Genomic DNA, 15,897 nt, shown 5'->3' on the forward strand with positions numbered 1-15,897 from the left:
TAAGAGCGAATCTTTAGGGAAAATTAACGACTTCCCGCGTCAAAATACGCCATGATCTGTATTAGTTTTTGGGCATAGTTAGGATCCGTCGCATAGCCGGCATCTTGCACGCGTTGTGCAGCCTCTTGTGGCGTAGCCGCTTGCATCACCGACTCGTAGCGCGGGCTAGTACTAATCAAACGCGCATAGTCGGCTAAGGACTCCTCGTAGGAGTCATAGGCTCTGAAAGGCTGTTTTACTTTTTTGTATTCGCCATTTTCAAATTCAGTGGTCATGATGTGGGCCACTTTCCCTTTCCATCCCTTGCCGGCTTTAATACCAAACAAGTTATGCGTGCTTTGACCATTTTCATGCAGAATTTCGCGCTTACCCCAGCCAGACTCTAAGGCTGCCTGACTTAATATCAGCTTCATGGGTACACCACTTTTTTCGGCTACCACTTCGGCTGCTGCATACATTTTTCCTACAAAACCACGCACATGCTCAGGCGCACCACGCACAGCCGAGTACACCTGATCCAAGCTCCCCTTGGCGCTAAGCTTACGAATCAACGCACTGATAGACGGCGCATCCACGTGACGAGCCGTACCTTGATCCTGACTAGCTATACCCTGCTGCCAAGCGTTGCTGCCAGGCTGACCCATAGAAGCCTCACCGCCCTGCATTTGACGAATTAACGCCTCTGCCAACCCCATACCGGGGTTTGCCAACTGCAACGACAACTGCTCATCACCCATGCTTTGTGTCATGCGTACTTGCTCGCTATCGAACATGCCATTACCACTGGCATTCGCACGCGCTTGCTTTAACAACTGTTGAATAAACAGTGCTTCAAACTGCTGAGCAATTTTTTGTTGCTCAGCCGTGCTGCCACCATTACGGTCCTGAGCATTGCGCTTCAACTGCGCCAACTGCTCGGCATCAAACATGGAAACAGCTTGCTCGGCACCTGAACCAGGACGGGGGTAGTAATGGATACTCATAACACTAAATCACCTCTAAGTCGGCGCGCAACGCACCTGCACTCTTCAGGTTTTGCAAGATGGACAATAGCTCTTGCGGGGTAGCACCCAGCGCATTCAATGCACGCACCACATCCGCCAAATTGGCACTGGTGCTCACACGCTGCAATGCCCCGCCGTCTGAACGCATTTCAATATCGGTGCGATCTGTAACCACGGTTTGACCATCCGTAAAGGGTGTATTGGGCTGGTTAACTTCGGCTTGCTTACTGATCACAATGGATAGATTGCCGTAAGCGATGGCCGCTTCATCAATGGTCACCGTGCGATTCATCACTACCGTGCCGGTACGTGCATTCACCACCACTCGCGCTCTGGCCGGTGGCAAGCTCACGCGTAGGTTTTCTACTTGTGATAAGAAATTCGCCTGCATTTCAGGCCCTAAAGGCGCTTGCACTTGAATCACTCGCGCATTTAAGGCGGTTGCGATAGTGCTGCCGAAATGCCTATTCAATGCAGCCACTACGTTTTGTGCCGTACCAAAGTCCGAGCTATTCAGTTCTAAAGAAATCAGCCCATCGCGTATATAAGTAGTAGGCACATCGCGTTCAACAATGGCGCCGCCCGGAATCATGCCGCCGTTCAGTTGGTTCACCTGTACGCTGGAACCGCCAGCCTCAGCCCCGGCACCGCCCACAAGCAAGTTACCTTGTGCCAACGCATACACCTGACCGTTTGCCCCTTTAAGCGGTGTCATCAACAATGTACCGCCACGCAAACTTTTAGCATTCCCCATCGAGGAAACCACCACGTCCACCGACTGCCCTGGCTGAGCAAAAGCCGGTAAACGCGCTGTCACCATCACAGCTGCCACGTTTTTCAACTGCATGTTGCTGCCTTGGGGAATAGTCACCCCCAACTGCGACAACATGTTGGTCAAACTTTGTTGGGTAAACGGCGCCTGACGCACCTGATCCCCACTACCATCCAAACCCACCACCAAACCATAACCAATCAATTGGTTATCGCGCACACCTTGGATGGTGGCTAAATCTTTAATGCGATCTGCCGCATGCAAGGGAAACTGCAACCCCAGCAGCACGCTCGCCAATAAAACCCGTAATACCGCTCGTATAGACATAGTGATACTCATCAATTAGAACGGAGAAATATTCAAGAAGAAACGCTGCAGCCATCCCATGGTCTGCACTTCATCCATAACGCCTTTGCTACGGAACTCAATACGCGCATCAGCCACTTGCGTAGAACTGACGGTATTGCTGCCGGAAATAGAACGTGGGTCTACAACGCCCGAAAAACGCATGTATTCACTACCTCTATTAATAGCAATTTGTTTTTCCCCGGCAATTTGCAAGTTGCCGTTTGGCAAGACACCAATCACGGTAGTGGTCAGCGTGCCTGAGAACATGTTGTCAGCACGACTACTACCCGTACCGTTAGCTTGGTTTTTCCCTTCCACTTCAAAGTTTTGTCGGGAACCCAATTCGCTAGGAAAATTGAAGGGTCTGCACCAAAGTTCAAACCGCCACTGGAGTTACGGTTGGTGCTAGTAGAAACGTTTTTCGCCGCATTCGTACGCTCTTGAATAACGATGGTCACGATATCACCCACGTTACGCGGCCTACGATCTTCAAACAGCGGGTAGTTACCGTAGGCACTGGGCTGATAAATAGAACCATTCGCCACTACCTCGGGTAAGATTTGTGCGGGTGGTTGCGCCGTTAACGGCCCAGTCACCACAGCCTCTGGAGGCACCAAAGCGCAGCCTTGTATCAGCATTATGGCGACCGCCATGGCTACAAACAGACTACGCATCATCACTTTCATTACTACCACGCTGTTATCCACTTGGCTGATTACAATTGCGCTAAACGCGCCAACATCTGGTCAGATGTCTGCACGGCTTTACTGTTCATCTCGTAAGAGCGCTGGGCAATGATCATATTGACAAGTTCTTCAGCCACGTTCACGTTAGACGTTTCGGTATAGTTCTGGCGCACAATACCAGCCCCATCCAAACCAGGTTGCAAGAAGTTAGCTGCACCCGAAGAGTCGGTTTCTACGTACAGGTTCTCACCCATGCTTTGCAAACCACCGGGGTTAGCAAAGGTAGTGATCTGCAACTGCCCTACTTCCACGCTAGTACCTACTGCACCAGGCTGCGTCACAGAAACCGTACCGTCTCTACCAATGGAGATTTCCAACGCGTTGTCGGGAATGTTGATAGGCGGCTGAATGGGGTAACCACCCGCAGTAGTTAACTGACCGTTTTGATCCATCTGCAATGTGCCAGCGCGCGTGTAAGCAAAGGTGCCGTCAGGCATTTCCACTTGCAAGAAACCACGCCCTTCAATAGCCACATCCATGGTGCCACCAGTGTGACGCAAGTCACCTTGAGTGTGAATACGCTCGGTAGATACCGTGCGCACCCCTGTACCCAATTGCAAGCCTGTAGGCAACTGATTAGCAGCACCCACTTGGGCACCTGGTTGACGTATGGTTTGGTACATCAAGTCTTCAAATACGGCACGGCCGCGCTTAAAACCAGCCGTATTCACGTTTGCCAGGTTATTGGAAATAACATCCATACCTGTTTGTTGGGCTTCTAAGCCCGTTTTAGCAATCCAGAGAGATCGAATCATTTTGTATTCCTCACATGCACCATGCGTGCATGGCTTAACCGTTCATGGACAGAATGGAGTTCGCCCGTTCTGCATTGGTATTGGCGTCTTGCAGAACCTTCATCTGCATTTCAAAGCGACGGGCATTATTAATCATGCCCACCATGGCTTCTGCCGCACTCACATTACTTTTTTCCACAAAACCAGATACCACCTTGACGCTTTCATCCATAGGCTGTGCTTGTCCGGCAGGCAGTCGGAACAAACCATCATCGCCACGTATCAGGGTTTGAGGATCAGGGTTCACCAGTTTCAACTGCCCCAATACCTGAATATCTTTAGGACTATCCCCCGCACCTAAGGCCGTGATTTGCCCATCGGTGGAAAAGGTCAGTACCGCTCTATCAGGAACCTCAATGGGTGCGCCATCCGCAGACAATACAAATTGCCCTCGACGGTTCACCAGCATATTGTCTTGGTCTATAGAGAAATCACCGGCACGCGTGTAGGCCTCACCTTCGGGGGTTTGCACCGCAAACCAACCTTGATCCGCAATGGCAATATCCAATGGATTACCGGTTTCGCTTAAGGGACCCGCTTGCATGCGACTACCGGGCGTTACGGTGACGGTGGACACACGCGTTGGCAGTGCAGGCGCACCTTGTACAGGTACGGCGCGCTGCAATGCCAACTGCTCTCTAAAGCCTGAGGTATTGATGTTTGCCAAGTTGTTACTCAGCGCAGACTGCTGTTCTAGCAGTCGCTGAGCACCATTCATGGCGGTGTAGATCATCCTATCCATGACTCAAGCCTTAGCGCATGGTGATCAGTGTTTGCAAAACCTGATCCTGCGTTTTAATGGTTTGCGCGTTCGCTTGGTAAGTACGCTGAGCAATAATCATGTTGACCAGCTCTTGCCCCATATCTACGTTGGACTCTTCCACCGATTGGCCACGCACCACAGCCATGCCGTTCTCGCCTGGTCTACCTAAAATAGGTTGACCCGAGGTGGCTGTTTCCGCCCAGACGTTACCGCCTAAAGGCTGCAAACCTTGCATGTTGTAGAAGTCAGCCAATACCAAGGTACCCATAGTTTGGGTTTGGCCGTTGGTGTAGTTAGCCACAATGCTGCCATCGGCGGCGATGGACATGCTCGCGTACTCACCCATTTTGTAGCCGTCTTGATCTGGCGTCGCAGCAAATGGACCACCCAACTGGGTAGAACCAGCGTATGACAAGGAAACCGTTAAGTTTTCAGCTGGTGAGTTTCCACCATCCACAGGCAGGGTCAGACTTACCGCTGTTGTTGGACTAACCAGCTCACCCGCCTTATTAAAGGTTAGCGTTTCGCTCATAGGCTTGTGATTCGCAGGATCAGACTCATCCATCAACTGCTTACCGTTCATGAAGTACTGCACTTCCCACGTGGATTCACCATTAACTGCGTCACGTTTGATGAAGTACTGCGTCACCTGATGGGCGTTACCCAAGGAGTCGTATACGTTGTACGGGAAAGAGCTGGTATAGGTATCAGGATTGGCAGGATCAACCGTCGTGGTTGTCGCTGGCACCACCTTCGCATTGGAGTCCAAGTTAGCACGCAAGCTCATGTTGCTGGTTGCTTTAGGAGCAATGTTGCCAGTAGGAATACGAATAGGCTGTGGATCTGTAGAACCTGGTAAGTAGCCGGTTAAACGGTGGCCTTGAGAGTTAGTCAAAAACAGGTTTTTATCGGGAGCAAACTGACCATTACGTGAGTACACGATGGCGCCGCTTTGATCCTGCAGTCGGAACAACCCTTTTTCGCCATCGATGGCCATATCAAACTGGTTACCCGTAATGGATACGGTACCAATGGTGAAGCGTTGGTTTACCCCCGCCACACTCACACCCAAACCCACTCTGGAGCTTGCGTATACGTCAGCAAACTGAATATTTGAAGACTTGTAGCCCACTGTGGACGAGTTAGCAATGTTATTACCAATCACATCCAAATTCTGCGAAGCCGCATTTAACCCGCTTAAACCTTGTCCAAAACCCATGATTTCTCTCGCTTAAATCCGTTTGAATTCCCCACCTATAAAAGGTGAAGCCTTACATAATCTTGCGTATATCCAATAGCGAATACGTACCCGCCAGGCCCAAGTCCAACAACAAGCCTTTGGTGCTGTACGACACGCTACCCACTTTGCCTGAGGTCAGCATCTCGGCATTCACCGCTTTACCCTCGGTGTCTAGCGCCTCTACTTTGGTGGTGTAAGCGCCATCGGGAACAGGGTTGCCTGCATCGTCTAGGCCGTCCCACTGCACATCGTGCACACCTAACTTCATGTCTTCCAATTCAAGCTGGCGCACCACACGGCCCGCTTGGTCGGTAATGGACACCACCACGCGATGGGCTGGTGCCGCCAAGTCCACACCAAAACCCGTCGTAGACTTAATACTGCTGTCCTCTGGATCGGTGCCTACTTTGACCTTGTTGCCTGGCACTAAGACATTTTTGCCAATTAGCGATGCGGCCTGCATAGACTGAGACACATCTAACTGCCCCGACACCGCCAACAAGGTATTGTTTAAATCTTGAATCCCTTGCACCGTCGACATTTGCGCAATTTGGCTAGTGACTTGGGCGTTATCCATAGGGTTCATAGGATCTTGGTTTTGCATTTGCGTAATCAGCAACGTCAAAAACCTGTCCTGTGTTTCTGCCATCAGACTGTTATTTTGCTGACGTGCATAATTCATTGGGTTGGCAGCCGCATCTGTGCCATTAACAGTAGTCATTTACGTTCCTTTTACTGGCCTAAGCTCAACGTACGCATCATCAAGTTTTTAGAGGTATTCACTACCTCTACGTTGGCTTGATACGAACGTGATGCCGAAATCATATTGACGGTTTCAGCCACCACATCCACGTTGGGCATAGCGACATACCCTTGATCATTTGCCAAGGGATGATGCGGGTCATACTGCATACGTGCTGGCGCGTTGCTTTCCACCACAGAGGCCACTTTGACGCCTCCCACAGCGGTTTGCGGACTAAGCGGCGCAACTTGAAACACCACTTGGCGCGCTTTATAAGGCAAGCCATCAGGGCCGGCGGCGCTATCGGCGTTAGCAATATTGCTAGCCGTCACGTTCATGCGCTGGGACTGGGCATTAAGCGCCGATCCAGCAATCTGAAAAATACTGAAATTACTCATGGATCACCTTATTGCTGCAACGCAGCCATCAACCCTTTGATGCGCTGAGACAAAATCGTCAGCGAGCTTTGGTAGTGCATACTGTTATCGGCAAATGCCATACGCTCTACATCCATCTCTACCGTGTTGCCATCTAAGCTGGGCTGCAAGGGTTGGCGGTACAGCAGATCGGTTTGCAAGGCGTTAGAACCCGCACCCGAAATATGGCGTGCTGAGGTCATATCTAATTTGACGGCTGGCAAATTCATGCTGTTACCCATGGCTTGCTGCAACGCTTGGCTGAAATCAATATCACGCGCTTTGTAATGTGGCGTGTCGGCATTCGCTATATTGGCCGCCAGCACCTCTTGACGCTGTTGGCGCAAACTTACTGCCGTTTTGTAGAAACTGAAATCCTCACCTATACGGTCGATCATGTTGTATACCTTTGTCTTGCGTTTCCAGTACAGAAACCTGCAGGCAGCAGCCATTTGCCACCGAATGCCATAATGGTAGCCGCGAGCCTCGCTCTACAAAGTAGGAAATAAGACAGTATTTCTTTGCTAGTTCAGTTCTTGATGCTGCCTTGCACTGACTACAATGCTGTTATGCGCTATGTTTCTGCTTTACTGTTCTCGGCCGTTACGGCCAGCTTTTCTCTGCATGCTTCATCGTTGCAATCCGCCGATGAAATCATGGAGGGCGTAAGCCATTATGTGCTTGAACAAGCAGAGTCATTGCCCGGCACCCCCACCATTACGGTGACGCCTCCACGGCTGCAACAACAGCAGGCCTGCGATGCGCTGGACTATGCCTTGCCTGGCAATACCGCCCTACGCTCACGTATGCGCGTTATCGTTAGTTGCCACGCACCGGAACGCTGGACCCTTCCGGTACAAGTGGCTGTTAGCATTCAAGGCTTTTACTACGTCAGCAATAAAACCCTCAATAAAGGCGAGCTGATTTCTCTGGACGACTTAATTACCCGCGAAGGCGATCTACTTCGTTTACCGCCCAATGTGGTAACTGATCCCAGCCTGATTGTTGGCTACATGACCAGTCAACGCCTCAATACGGGCAGTACGATTAAGTCCACACTGCTACAAAACCCGCAGTCTGTACAACGCGGCCAAATGGTGCGCACCATCGCCAGAGGCAATGGCTTTGTCATCAGTAACGAGGGACAAGCACTACAAACCGCTGCCCCAGGCAGCCAAGTACAAGTACGCGTGACATCCGGTCAGGTCATTACAGGCACAGTGCTTGATTCTGCTACGGTTCAAGTCCCGCTTTAACGTAAAATGACGCCATACTTTCCAACATCACTAGACACCATTAAAGAAACGGCGATCACTGCCGTTACTGTTGGAACCCTGCTTCAGAACTTTTGCTTTTACGTTCATCGCCATGAAAATTAATCTTAGCTCCAGCAAACAGCCTGCTACCGACCGGCTTACCGTTGGTCAACAAAAACGCGCCATGACGGACGCCTATCAGGCAAGTAACAGCCCCGCCTCCAGTCAGGTTGATCTCAGCACTACTGCCCGACAATTGCAAAACCTGCAATCGTCCGAGCACGACCTGAACATTGAAAAAATTCAGTCCATTAAGGACGCCATTGCCTCTGGCAAACTGGAAATTGATACCAGCCGTATTGCGGACTCATTAATTGCCAGCGCCAGAGAACTTCTGAAATAGCGCGAGTTACGCATCATGAGCCTACAGTCACTACATTCCTGTCTGAACCAAGCCATTACCGTCTTGGAAGCGTTTAACCAGACATTGTCACAAGAAAATGACTTGTTGCTCACCACTCATGATGATGCGGACTTGTATGCGTTTACACAGCAGAAAACTGAGTTTCTGGCCGAACTAGAGCAACAGCATGAAGCCTGCGGGTTAGCTCTGAAAGCATTGGGATTAACGCACTCACACGAAGGGTTAGTGGCCGCCGCCGAACTGGATGCGGAACTTGCCCCTGTAGTGCAACACTTCGTTGATCTGGCTGAAAAAGCCCAGCACCAAAACGACCAAAACGGCATTATCATCCAGACTTATCTGGAGCATAATCAGCAAGCACTGCAAGCCGTTACTGCATTAATGCAGCGATCGGAGCAGGTTTACACCGCACAAGGTAAAACCCGCTCTCATAAACCGCTGCTTACCCCCATCAAAGCCTAAGCACTAGGCCTCTTGCAAGGCCTCTTTCAATGCAAAGCAGCGCAGTATAGCTTCCACCAATTTAGGTGCTGATAGCGTATTACGCTGCTGTAGCAATAACTGCAACTGACCATACAAGCCTTGCTGCGATGAGCCAGACTGTAGATCGCTACCCGCCAATGCCAGTAGGGCTGCTAGCCTCAGTTGTTGTGCCACAGGTAGTTCAACGCTAGATTCATCGTGCACCGCGCGCCATGCCGGAATCAGCAAACGACCTACCAATCGTTGTTCATGCTGCAAGATCGCCCACATCGCCACATCGGCTTCGGACAGCATAGACATCGCACCGGCATACACCAGCACCACCATGTCTCGCAACACCGCACCACTGTATCTGTCGGTTAACCGTACAGCCACCAAGTCCAATGGCAACTCTGCCACGCCTCGTTGACGTATAGATACACGCTCTTTTGCCACCCATAAGGTCAGGCTAGGAATGCTCTGCCCTACCAATTGCTGCAACTTCAACTTACGTGATAAATCAGACACGGCATTGAATTGCATTTGTTTAATTCTGGCCGCCGCACTGGTGGTGCCATTTTCATGCCAGAATCGGCTACCCAATGGCACGCTTGCCATGAATGCCGTATCTGCCGCCACTAAAGCCTGCCATACGGAGGGCGTGAAACCATCCAGCATATGCATCACAGCCGTTGTATTACGACGTGCCTCTACCCACTGCACCGCTTGCAATAGCTGATCTGCCCATTGCGGCTCTTTCAGCACATGCTCGCCTACCGTATTTAACCACCCCATGGGGCCAGCCAATTGCTGTAATGGTGCTGCCAGCGCCTCGCCATGCTCAGTACATAAATTAGTGAGCAACGCTTTGCTTTTTTCAGGCTCATCATTAATCGCTATATTGACTGCCTGATAACTACTGAGCATTACTGTGCCGGTTGATTCACTCAACTCGTGTATGGCCGAGCGCATCAAATCTTCCGCCTGTTCGGCTAAGTAAGGAGTATCCAACTGCCCCGATGACAAATCACGCCAACTATCAAAGGCAGCGGACAAGGGCAACGAGTGCTCAATAGCTGAACTGTGTTTGCGTAAGCCCTCTACATCAAGTTTACGCATCCCCGCGCCACTCATCACCAGTGACGTGAGCTTCTGCTTACGAGCCAAGTCATCCGCGTCACTGACGCTCTCTTTTTGTTCCGCTACAGACAACAGTGCCGCCAAATCACCCGCTGTTGGCGCATACAGCGCTTTGCTGTTGTACGCTGTACGCGTGAATGCCATATCCACCAATTGCTTGGCAGTCATAAAGCGCAGATTCTCGGGCACTTTCTGTCCATCCGAGACGTAGTGCACGGGCAACTGGTAGCGTATTGCGGTATCCAATGCAGGCCCTAACCTACTGGCTTCATCTACCTTAGTAATAATGCAACCTGACAATGGCGTACCACCATCAGTTTTATACACGCGAGCCACTTCGTCTAACGTATCACCATGACTAGACGCGTTAAGCGCCAACAAACGCTGTATGCGCCTACCCGCACTGGATAACAACGCAGCCTGATCCGCCACAAAGCTGTCGCGCTGACTAATGCCCACGTTATCAATCAAAATAATTTGGTCGGGCCTGATGGTTAACAACAACTGGCGCAAGCCCGCGCTGTCTTGCTCCACATGTACCGGCACACGCAAAATATCCGCGTAGATTTTTAGCTGCTCATGCGCACCGATTCGGTAGGTATCGGTCGTAATCAACACCAACTTATCTGGGCCAAAGCGTTTGACACAACGTGCCGCTAATTTAGCAATGGTGGTGGTTTTTCCCACCCCAGTAGGCCCCACCAAAGCCAGCGCCAAGCCTGGTTGCCATAAGCGATCTTCACTAGGCAGCACAGGCAAGTGAGTGTCTAGCTCATGTCTGGCCCACTCAAAAGCCGCTCGGTCATTTAAATGGGCCGGCATACGTTTCAACATTGCCCGCAGCAAGGCAGTACTAAAGCCGTAGCCCAATAAGGTTTGAAATAGCGACAGTGTTTCGGGTGCACGCTGCAGTTGGTTGCTCCACAGCAATTCATCAATACGGTTTTCTAAGGCACCGCGCATAGCACCGATGGCGGACATGAGCTCAGCAGGTTGCTGCTGACTCACCCCTGCATACGGCGCATTACTGGGCACAGGCATCGCCGCGGGCGACATACCCACGGGTGCAGACTGCGACTCCTGCATAGGCGCTACCGCCGGCGCAGGCACAGCACTAGCCGTGGCATCCGTCGCCAAAATTTCTACCCCACCATTGACCCGTCTGTTCGACACAATCAATGCATCTGGCCCTAAAGCCAAACGCACTTGACGCATGGCTTCCCTGCTCGTACTACCAAAAAAACGACTTACACTCATGCCTGATTACCTATCACTGCCGTCACTTTCATGACGCGTTCATCTGGAATTTCTTGGTTGGACAACACACCTAACTGCGGTAAATGGTGACGTAAGAAACGCGACAATGACGGCCTTAACAATGCTGGCACGACCAGCACGGCGGCATCGCCCCGTTGCTCTTGCTGCTGGGTTGCTCGTTGCGCTTCTGCCAATAGCGTCTCGGCCAAACCTGGCTCTAAGGCACCACTGCTAGTCAACGCTTGCGTGAGCACTCGCTCTAAACGGGCATCTAAACCAATAACGTGCAACTCGCCCTCGCCGGGGAACCATTGCTGTGTAATAGCGCGACCTAGTGCGGTACGCACCATGGCTAACAATTCTGCCGCCTCATCCAAGTTGGCACCCAGCTGATTCTGCGCTTGTAAACGACCAATATTTTCGGACACCACCTCGATAATGGTGCGCATATCGCGTATAGATACTTCTTCGTCCAACAGCCCACGCAGCACTTTGTGGAATAACCCCAAACTGACCGTTTTGGGCACAAAGTCTTCCACCAGTCGCGGAAGCTCTTTGCCAACACGATCCAACAACTGCTGCACTTCTTGTCTACCCAACAACTGCGCACCATGACGATGCAGCAAATGATTCAAGTGAGTAGCCACTACCGTGCTGGCATCCACTACCGTATAACCAGAAATTTGTGCCTGTTCACGCAACGACACGTCTATCCACACAGCCGGCAAGCCAAAGGCGGGGTCCGTAGTAGGCGTTCCCGATAAGTTCATGGTGACGCCACCGGGGTCAATGGCCAACCACTGCCCTGGCATCGCCACACCACGCCCCACTTCTACGCCATACAACAGAACACGGTAATCATTAGGCTTTAACTCTAGGTTGTCACGAATGTGCACCACCGGAGGCAAGAACCCCACGTCCTGCGCAAACTTCTTGCGCAAGCTACGGATACGGTGCAAAAGCTCACCATTTTGGGCATGATCTACCAAGGAGATCAACCGGTAGCCTACCTCTAAGCCTAGAGGGTCTACCATGGCCACATCATCCCAACTGGCTTCCGATGCCGCCGCATCAGCGGCTTTTTCTGCCTCACTAGGACCTATGATTTCTGCTTGCGCCACCTGTTGTTGGCGTTTTTGTATGGTCCAACCTATGGCTCCAACAATCGCCGCAAAGGTCAAGAATGCCAAGTGTGGCATGCCGGGAATCAACCCCATCAAGCCCAAAATACCGGCTGTCAAAAACATCACATGCGGGTTGCTAAACAGCTGGTTAACCATCTGTTGACCCACGTCCTCGTCGGTAGCCACTCGGGACACCACCACACCCGCAGCGGTAGAAATCACCAGCGCCGGGATTTGCGCGACCAAACCGTCACCAATAGTCAGCAAGGTGTATACATGCCCTGCCTCACTAAAGGATAAATCGTGCTGCATCACCCCTACGATCAGACCACCGATGATGTTAATCACCATGATCAGCAAACCAGCAACCGCGTCACCTCGCACGAATTTACTGGCCCCGTCCATCGCCCCGTAGAACTCAGCCTCTTGCGACACTTCCTGACGACGACGACGCGCTTCTTCCTCACCAATCAGGCCAGCATTTAAGTCAGCATCAATCGCCATCTGTTTACCGGGCATTGCGTCCAAGGTGAAACGTGCGCCCACCTCAGCAATACGCCCCGCACCCTTGGTAATCACAATAAAGTTAATGATGACCAAGATAATGAAAACAATTAACCCAACCGCAAAGTTCCCGCCCACCAGAAAGTGACCGAAAGCCTCAATCACCTGACCAGCGGCATCTGGCCCTTTGTGACCATTTAGCAATACCACCCGCGTGGAAGCGACGTTTAGCGCCAAGCGCAGCAACGTCGCAAACAACAGCACAGCCGGAAATGCCGCGAAATCTAAGGGTTTCTTGGTGAACATCGCCACCAACAGAATCATCACCGCCAAGGCTATGTTGAAGGTAAACAGCAAGTCCAACAAAAAAGGCGGTAATGGCAGCACCATCATTGCCAAGACCAGCAAGATCAGCACCGGGCCTGCCAGCATCTTGGCATGGGCCGAACCATTATTTTTCAGTAAGGTTAAAAAGCTATTCATTCAGCAGAAGCATTGGCTGAAGGCGACAAAGGATCAAAGCCTTTGGGCACTTCCAAATTAACAGGCTGTTGCGGTTCAATTCCCACTCCTTTATTCCAGCTACGTAGCTGGAATACCCAAGCAAGCACTTCCGCAACAACGGCATATAACTCAACAGGAATTTCCTGATTTAATTCAACATGACTATGTAAGGCCCTCGCCAACGGCGGAGCCTCTAAACGCGGCACACGGTGCTCTGCAGCCACTTCACGTATACGCTGCGCAATCAAACCGGAGCCTTTAGCCACCACCCGTGGTGCACCTTTTTCACCCTCTGCATAACGCAGCACCACCGCATAGTGGGTAGGGTTGGTAATCACCACATCGGCATTCGGTATTTCTGACATCATGCGTCGCTGGGCCATCGCTCGCTGTTGCGAACGTATGCGACCTTTGACGTGAGGATCCCCTTCGCTTTCTTTGTGCTCTTCTTTGAGGTCCTGCTTAGACATGCGCATCTTTTTGAAGAAGCTAAATAACTGCCACGGCGCATCAATAAGCACAATCACAATCAGACTGGAAATAATCATCGCGCAACTTAGCGCAACCAGCCCCAGCCCCTTCACCAACGCCTCAGTAGGGTTTACATGCATCAGGCTGGTCATTTGATCTCTGTAGTGCCAGATCACCATCACAGCAACCGTGCCAATTAAGCCTGCCTTAGCCAAGGCTTTCACGAGCTCAATTAACGTCTGCGCTGAAAACATCCGCTTAATCCCTTTAAGCGGATTCATTTTTTCAAACTTAGGTTCTAGTGACTTCCACGAAAAAAGAAAGCCACCCAGCAAGGCTGAACCCGCAATAGCGGTCACCACCAAGGCTAAAAATAAGGGCAACAACCCCAACAAAGCCTCAAAAGCCTGCGTGGCTGCTTGGGCAGTCATCACATTTGCTTCGCGCGAAACGCGTACATCAAACCACATGCTGCTGCGCATAACGCCGGACAAAGCCTTGTACAGCAAACCACCGGATAGCCACAGTGTTGCTGCACCCACGGCTAAAATCAAAAACGTGCTGAGCTCTCGCGAACGCGCAACCTGCCCCTCCTCGCGCGCCTTTTCTAGGCGCCGGGGTGAGGCGGGTTCGGTTTTTTCTAGATCGCTGTCCTCAGCCATGCTATGCGTTGCCAACAAAATTACGGATACATGCCAAAGCGTTATCGTGCTGGCACACGCATCCAAGCGTAAAAATTGTAGAGCAAGCCGCCACAAGCTAAGGACTAAGCAAAGGCGATAAACCGGCTTTATTCACAAAGCCGGATCGAAGTCTGAGGAACTATAGGAGGCTTAAAAGCCTAGGCTGGACAGCAAATCGTCCACTTGGTCTTGGTCGGTCACTACGTCGGCTGCCGCTGTATCGATGACGGGGCCATTTAACAAGCCCGCCGTTTCCTCGCGCTTTTCAGGCGGGACGCTATCAATAAGCACCTGAACCAGTTCGGTTTCTATCGTGCCTATCACTTTCAACATCCCCTGAATGACCTGCCCAGTGAGATCCTGAAAATCTTGCGCCATGATAATTTCCATCAGGTTTTCCTGAGTGGATTTACTGTGTCTACCCACCAGATCCAAAAAGTCTCTGGTGTCATCCACAAGCTCACGGGCAACCGGCAGTTCTGCAGGCTCATCAAACCAGTGCTGCCAGCGTTCGCCTAAATTTTGCGAACCTGCGGCCAGTTGCTCCTGCAATGGGCCGGTTTCTTCTGCGGCAGTTAACACCTTGTTGGCAGCCTGCTCGGTCATGCGGCCTACGTAGCGCAGCCTATCCCTCGCATCGGGAATGGCATGCGCAGCATCTTTAACCGCCTGATCCAGCCCCAACTCATGCATACTCTCGCGCACCAACCGCATGAGCTGCGCGATACGTTGCACGACATCAATAGGCATCACCGCCAATGATTCGTCATTGTTTATCTTGCTGTGATCTTCATCCATCCCGACTCTCCTGCCTTAGCCCATTTTTTCGAAAATCTTATTGAGTTTCTCCTCGAGCGTAGCGGCAGTAAAAGGCTTCACCACATAGCCACTGGCACCAGCTTGAGCTGCTGCAATAATATTTTCTTTCTTGGCTTCCGCTGTCACCATCAGCACAGGCATATTGGACAAATTAGCATCGGCACGTATTTGCTTCAGCATTTCCAAACCGTCCAAATTGGGCATATTCCAATCGGACACTACAAAATCAAAGTTGCCATTACGCAGCTTTTCCAAGCCCATAGCACCGTCTTCTGCTTCATCCACATTCTCGTAGCCTAAATCTTTAAGCAGATTACGGATAATGCGACGCATCGTAGGAAAGTCGTCTACTACAAGAATTTTTATATTTTTATTAGCCATTAAAAGCTCTCCATCATAAATAAAGCACTGGCGAGGGCCTTTCGCCA

Annotated in this window: 16 protein-coding genes and 1 pseudogene; 3 read left to right on the top strand and 14 right to left on the bottom strand. The window is 51.2% G+C overall.

Annotated features, from left to right (window positions below; all coding sequences use genetic code 11):
- Positions 1–23: 23 nt before the first annotated feature.
- From flgJ to flgB, 9 genes and pseudogenes are all read right to left on the bottom strand, one after another.
- Entirely contained in the window at positions 24–983 is a 960-nt protein-coding gene (gene flgJ / locus GY634_RS09600; RefSeq protein ID WP_166408319.1) for a flagellar assembly peptidoglycan hydrolase FlgJ, read from the bottom strand.
- A 4-nt stretch (positions 984–987) separates the two neighbouring features.
- Positions 988–2,103, bottom strand: coding sequence for a flagellar basal body P-ring protein FlgI (locus tag GY634_RS09605; protein WP_166408320.1), 1,116 nt, complete (start codon positions 2,101–2,103; stop codon positions 988–990).
- 15 nt (positions 2,104–2,118) lie between these two features.
- Positions 2,119–2,801, bottom strand: a pseudogene (locus GY634_RS17400) (flagellar basal body L-ring protein FlgH).
- A 38-nt stretch (positions 2,802–2,839) separates the two neighbouring features.
- Complete coding sequence (gene flgG / locus GY634_RS09615; RefSeq protein WP_166408321.1) at positions 2,840–3,625, bottom strand: flagellar basal-body rod protein FlgG; 786 nt, start codon at positions 3,623–3,625, stop codon at positions 2,840–2,842.
- Between the two features lie 34 nt (positions 3,626–3,659).
- Complete coding sequence (flgF, locus tag GY634_RS09620; RefSeq protein WP_166408322.1) at positions 3,660–4,406, bottom strand: flagellar basal-body rod protein FlgF; 747 nt, start codon at positions 4,404–4,406, stop codon at positions 3,660–3,662.
- Between the two features lie 10 nt (positions 4,407–4,416).
- Positions 4,417–5,646 (bottom strand): flagellar hook protein FlgE, encoded by a 1,230-nt coding sequence (flgE, locus tag GY634_RS09625; protein ID WP_166408323.1) that lies wholly within the window; start codon positions 5,644–5,646, stop codon positions 4,417–4,419.
- Between the two features lie 52 nt (positions 5,647–5,698).
- The gene (locus tag GY634_RS09630) at positions 5,699–6,388 is read right to left on the bottom strand and encodes a flagellar hook capping FlgD N-terminal domain-containing protein (protein ID WP_166408324.1); all 690 of its coding nucleotides are present in this window, start codon (positions 6,386–6,388) and stop codon (positions 5,699–5,701) included.
- Positions 6,389–6,399: 11 nt separating this feature from the next.
- Positions 6,400–6,807 (bottom strand): flagellar basal body rod protein FlgC, encoded by a 408-nt coding sequence (flgC, locus tag GY634_RS09635; protein WP_166408325.1) that lies wholly within the window; start codon positions 6,805–6,807, stop codon positions 6,400–6,402.
- Positions 6,808–6,815: 8 nt separating this feature from the next.
- On the bottom strand, positions 6,816–7,223 hold the full coding sequence (flgB, locus tag GY634_RS09640) for a flagellar basal body rod protein FlgB (RefSeq protein WP_166408326.1): 408 nt from the start codon (positions 7,221–7,223) through the stop codon (positions 6,816–6,818).
- Between the two features lie 171 nt (positions 7,224–7,394).
- On the opposite strand from flgB, the gene flgA reads away from it, so the two are divergent.
- The 3 genes from flgA (at position 7,395) to GY634_RS09655 (ending at position 8,967) form a co-directional block, all read left to right on the top strand.
- Positions 7,395–8,081: a flagellar basal body P-ring formation chaperone FlgA gene (flgA, locus tag GY634_RS09645; protein WP_166408327.1), complete on the top strand. Its 687-nt coding sequence runs from the start codon at positions 7,395–7,397 to the stop codon at positions 8,079–8,081.
- A gap of 112 nt (positions 8,082–8,193) precedes the next feature.
- Positions 8,194–8,484 (top strand): flagellar biosynthesis anti-sigma factor FlgM, encoded by a 291-nt coding sequence (gene flgM / locus GY634_RS09650; RefSeq protein WP_166408328.1) that lies wholly within the window; start codon positions 8,194–8,196, stop codon positions 8,482–8,484.
- Between the two features lie 15 nt (positions 8,485–8,499).
- Positions 8,500–8,967, top strand: a complete 468-nt coding sequence (locus tag GY634_RS09655; protein ID WP_166408329.1) for a flagella synthesis protein FlgN — start codon at positions 8,500–8,502, stop codon at positions 8,965–8,967.
- A gap of 3 nt (positions 8,968–8,970) precedes the next feature.
- Here GY634_RS09655 and flhF read toward each other — a convergent pair whose 3' ends face one another.
- The 5 genes from flhF to cheY all read right to left on the bottom strand — a co-directional run bounded on the left by flhF (position 8,971) and on the right by cheY (position 15,850).
- Complete coding sequence (gene flhF / locus GY634_RS09660) at positions 8,971–11,322, bottom strand: flagellar biosynthesis GTPase FlhF (protein ID WP_242683667.1); 2,352 nt, start codon at positions 11,320–11,322, stop codon at positions 8,971–8,973.
- A 38-nt stretch (positions 11,323–11,360) separates the two neighbouring features.
- Positions 11,361–13,475 (bottom strand): flagellar biosynthesis protein FlhA, encoded by a 2,115-nt coding sequence (gene flhA / locus GY634_RS09665; protein ID WP_166408331.1) that lies wholly within the window; start codon positions 13,473–13,475, stop codon positions 11,361–11,363.
- Positions 13,472–14,629, bottom strand: coding sequence for a flagellar biosynthesis protein FlhB (gene flhB, locus GY634_RS09670; protein ID WP_166408332.1), 1,158 nt, complete (start codon positions 14,627–14,629; stop codon positions 13,472–13,474). Before flhB ends, flhA begins: the two co-directional genes overlap by 4 nt.
- Positions 14,630–14,800: 171 nt before the next feature.
- On the bottom strand, positions 14,801–15,448 hold the full coding sequence (gene cheZ / locus GY634_RS09675) for a protein phosphatase CheZ (protein WP_242683668.1): 648 nt from the start codon (positions 15,446–15,448) through the stop codon (positions 14,801–14,803).
- Between the two features lie 15 nt (positions 15,449–15,463).
- On the bottom strand, positions 15,464–15,850 hold the full coding sequence (gene cheY / locus GY634_RS09680) for a chemotaxis response regulator CheY (RefSeq protein ID WP_166408333.1): 387 nt from the start codon (positions 15,848–15,850) through the stop codon (positions 15,464–15,466).
- Positions 15,851–15,897: the final 47 nt, after the last annotated feature.

This window comes from Paenalcaligenes suwonensis (genome assembly GCF_011290505.1).
Taxonomy (GTDB): Bacteria; Pseudomonadota; Gammaproteobacteria; order Burkholderiales; family Burkholderiaceae_B; genus Paenalcaligenes; species Paenalcaligenes suwonensis.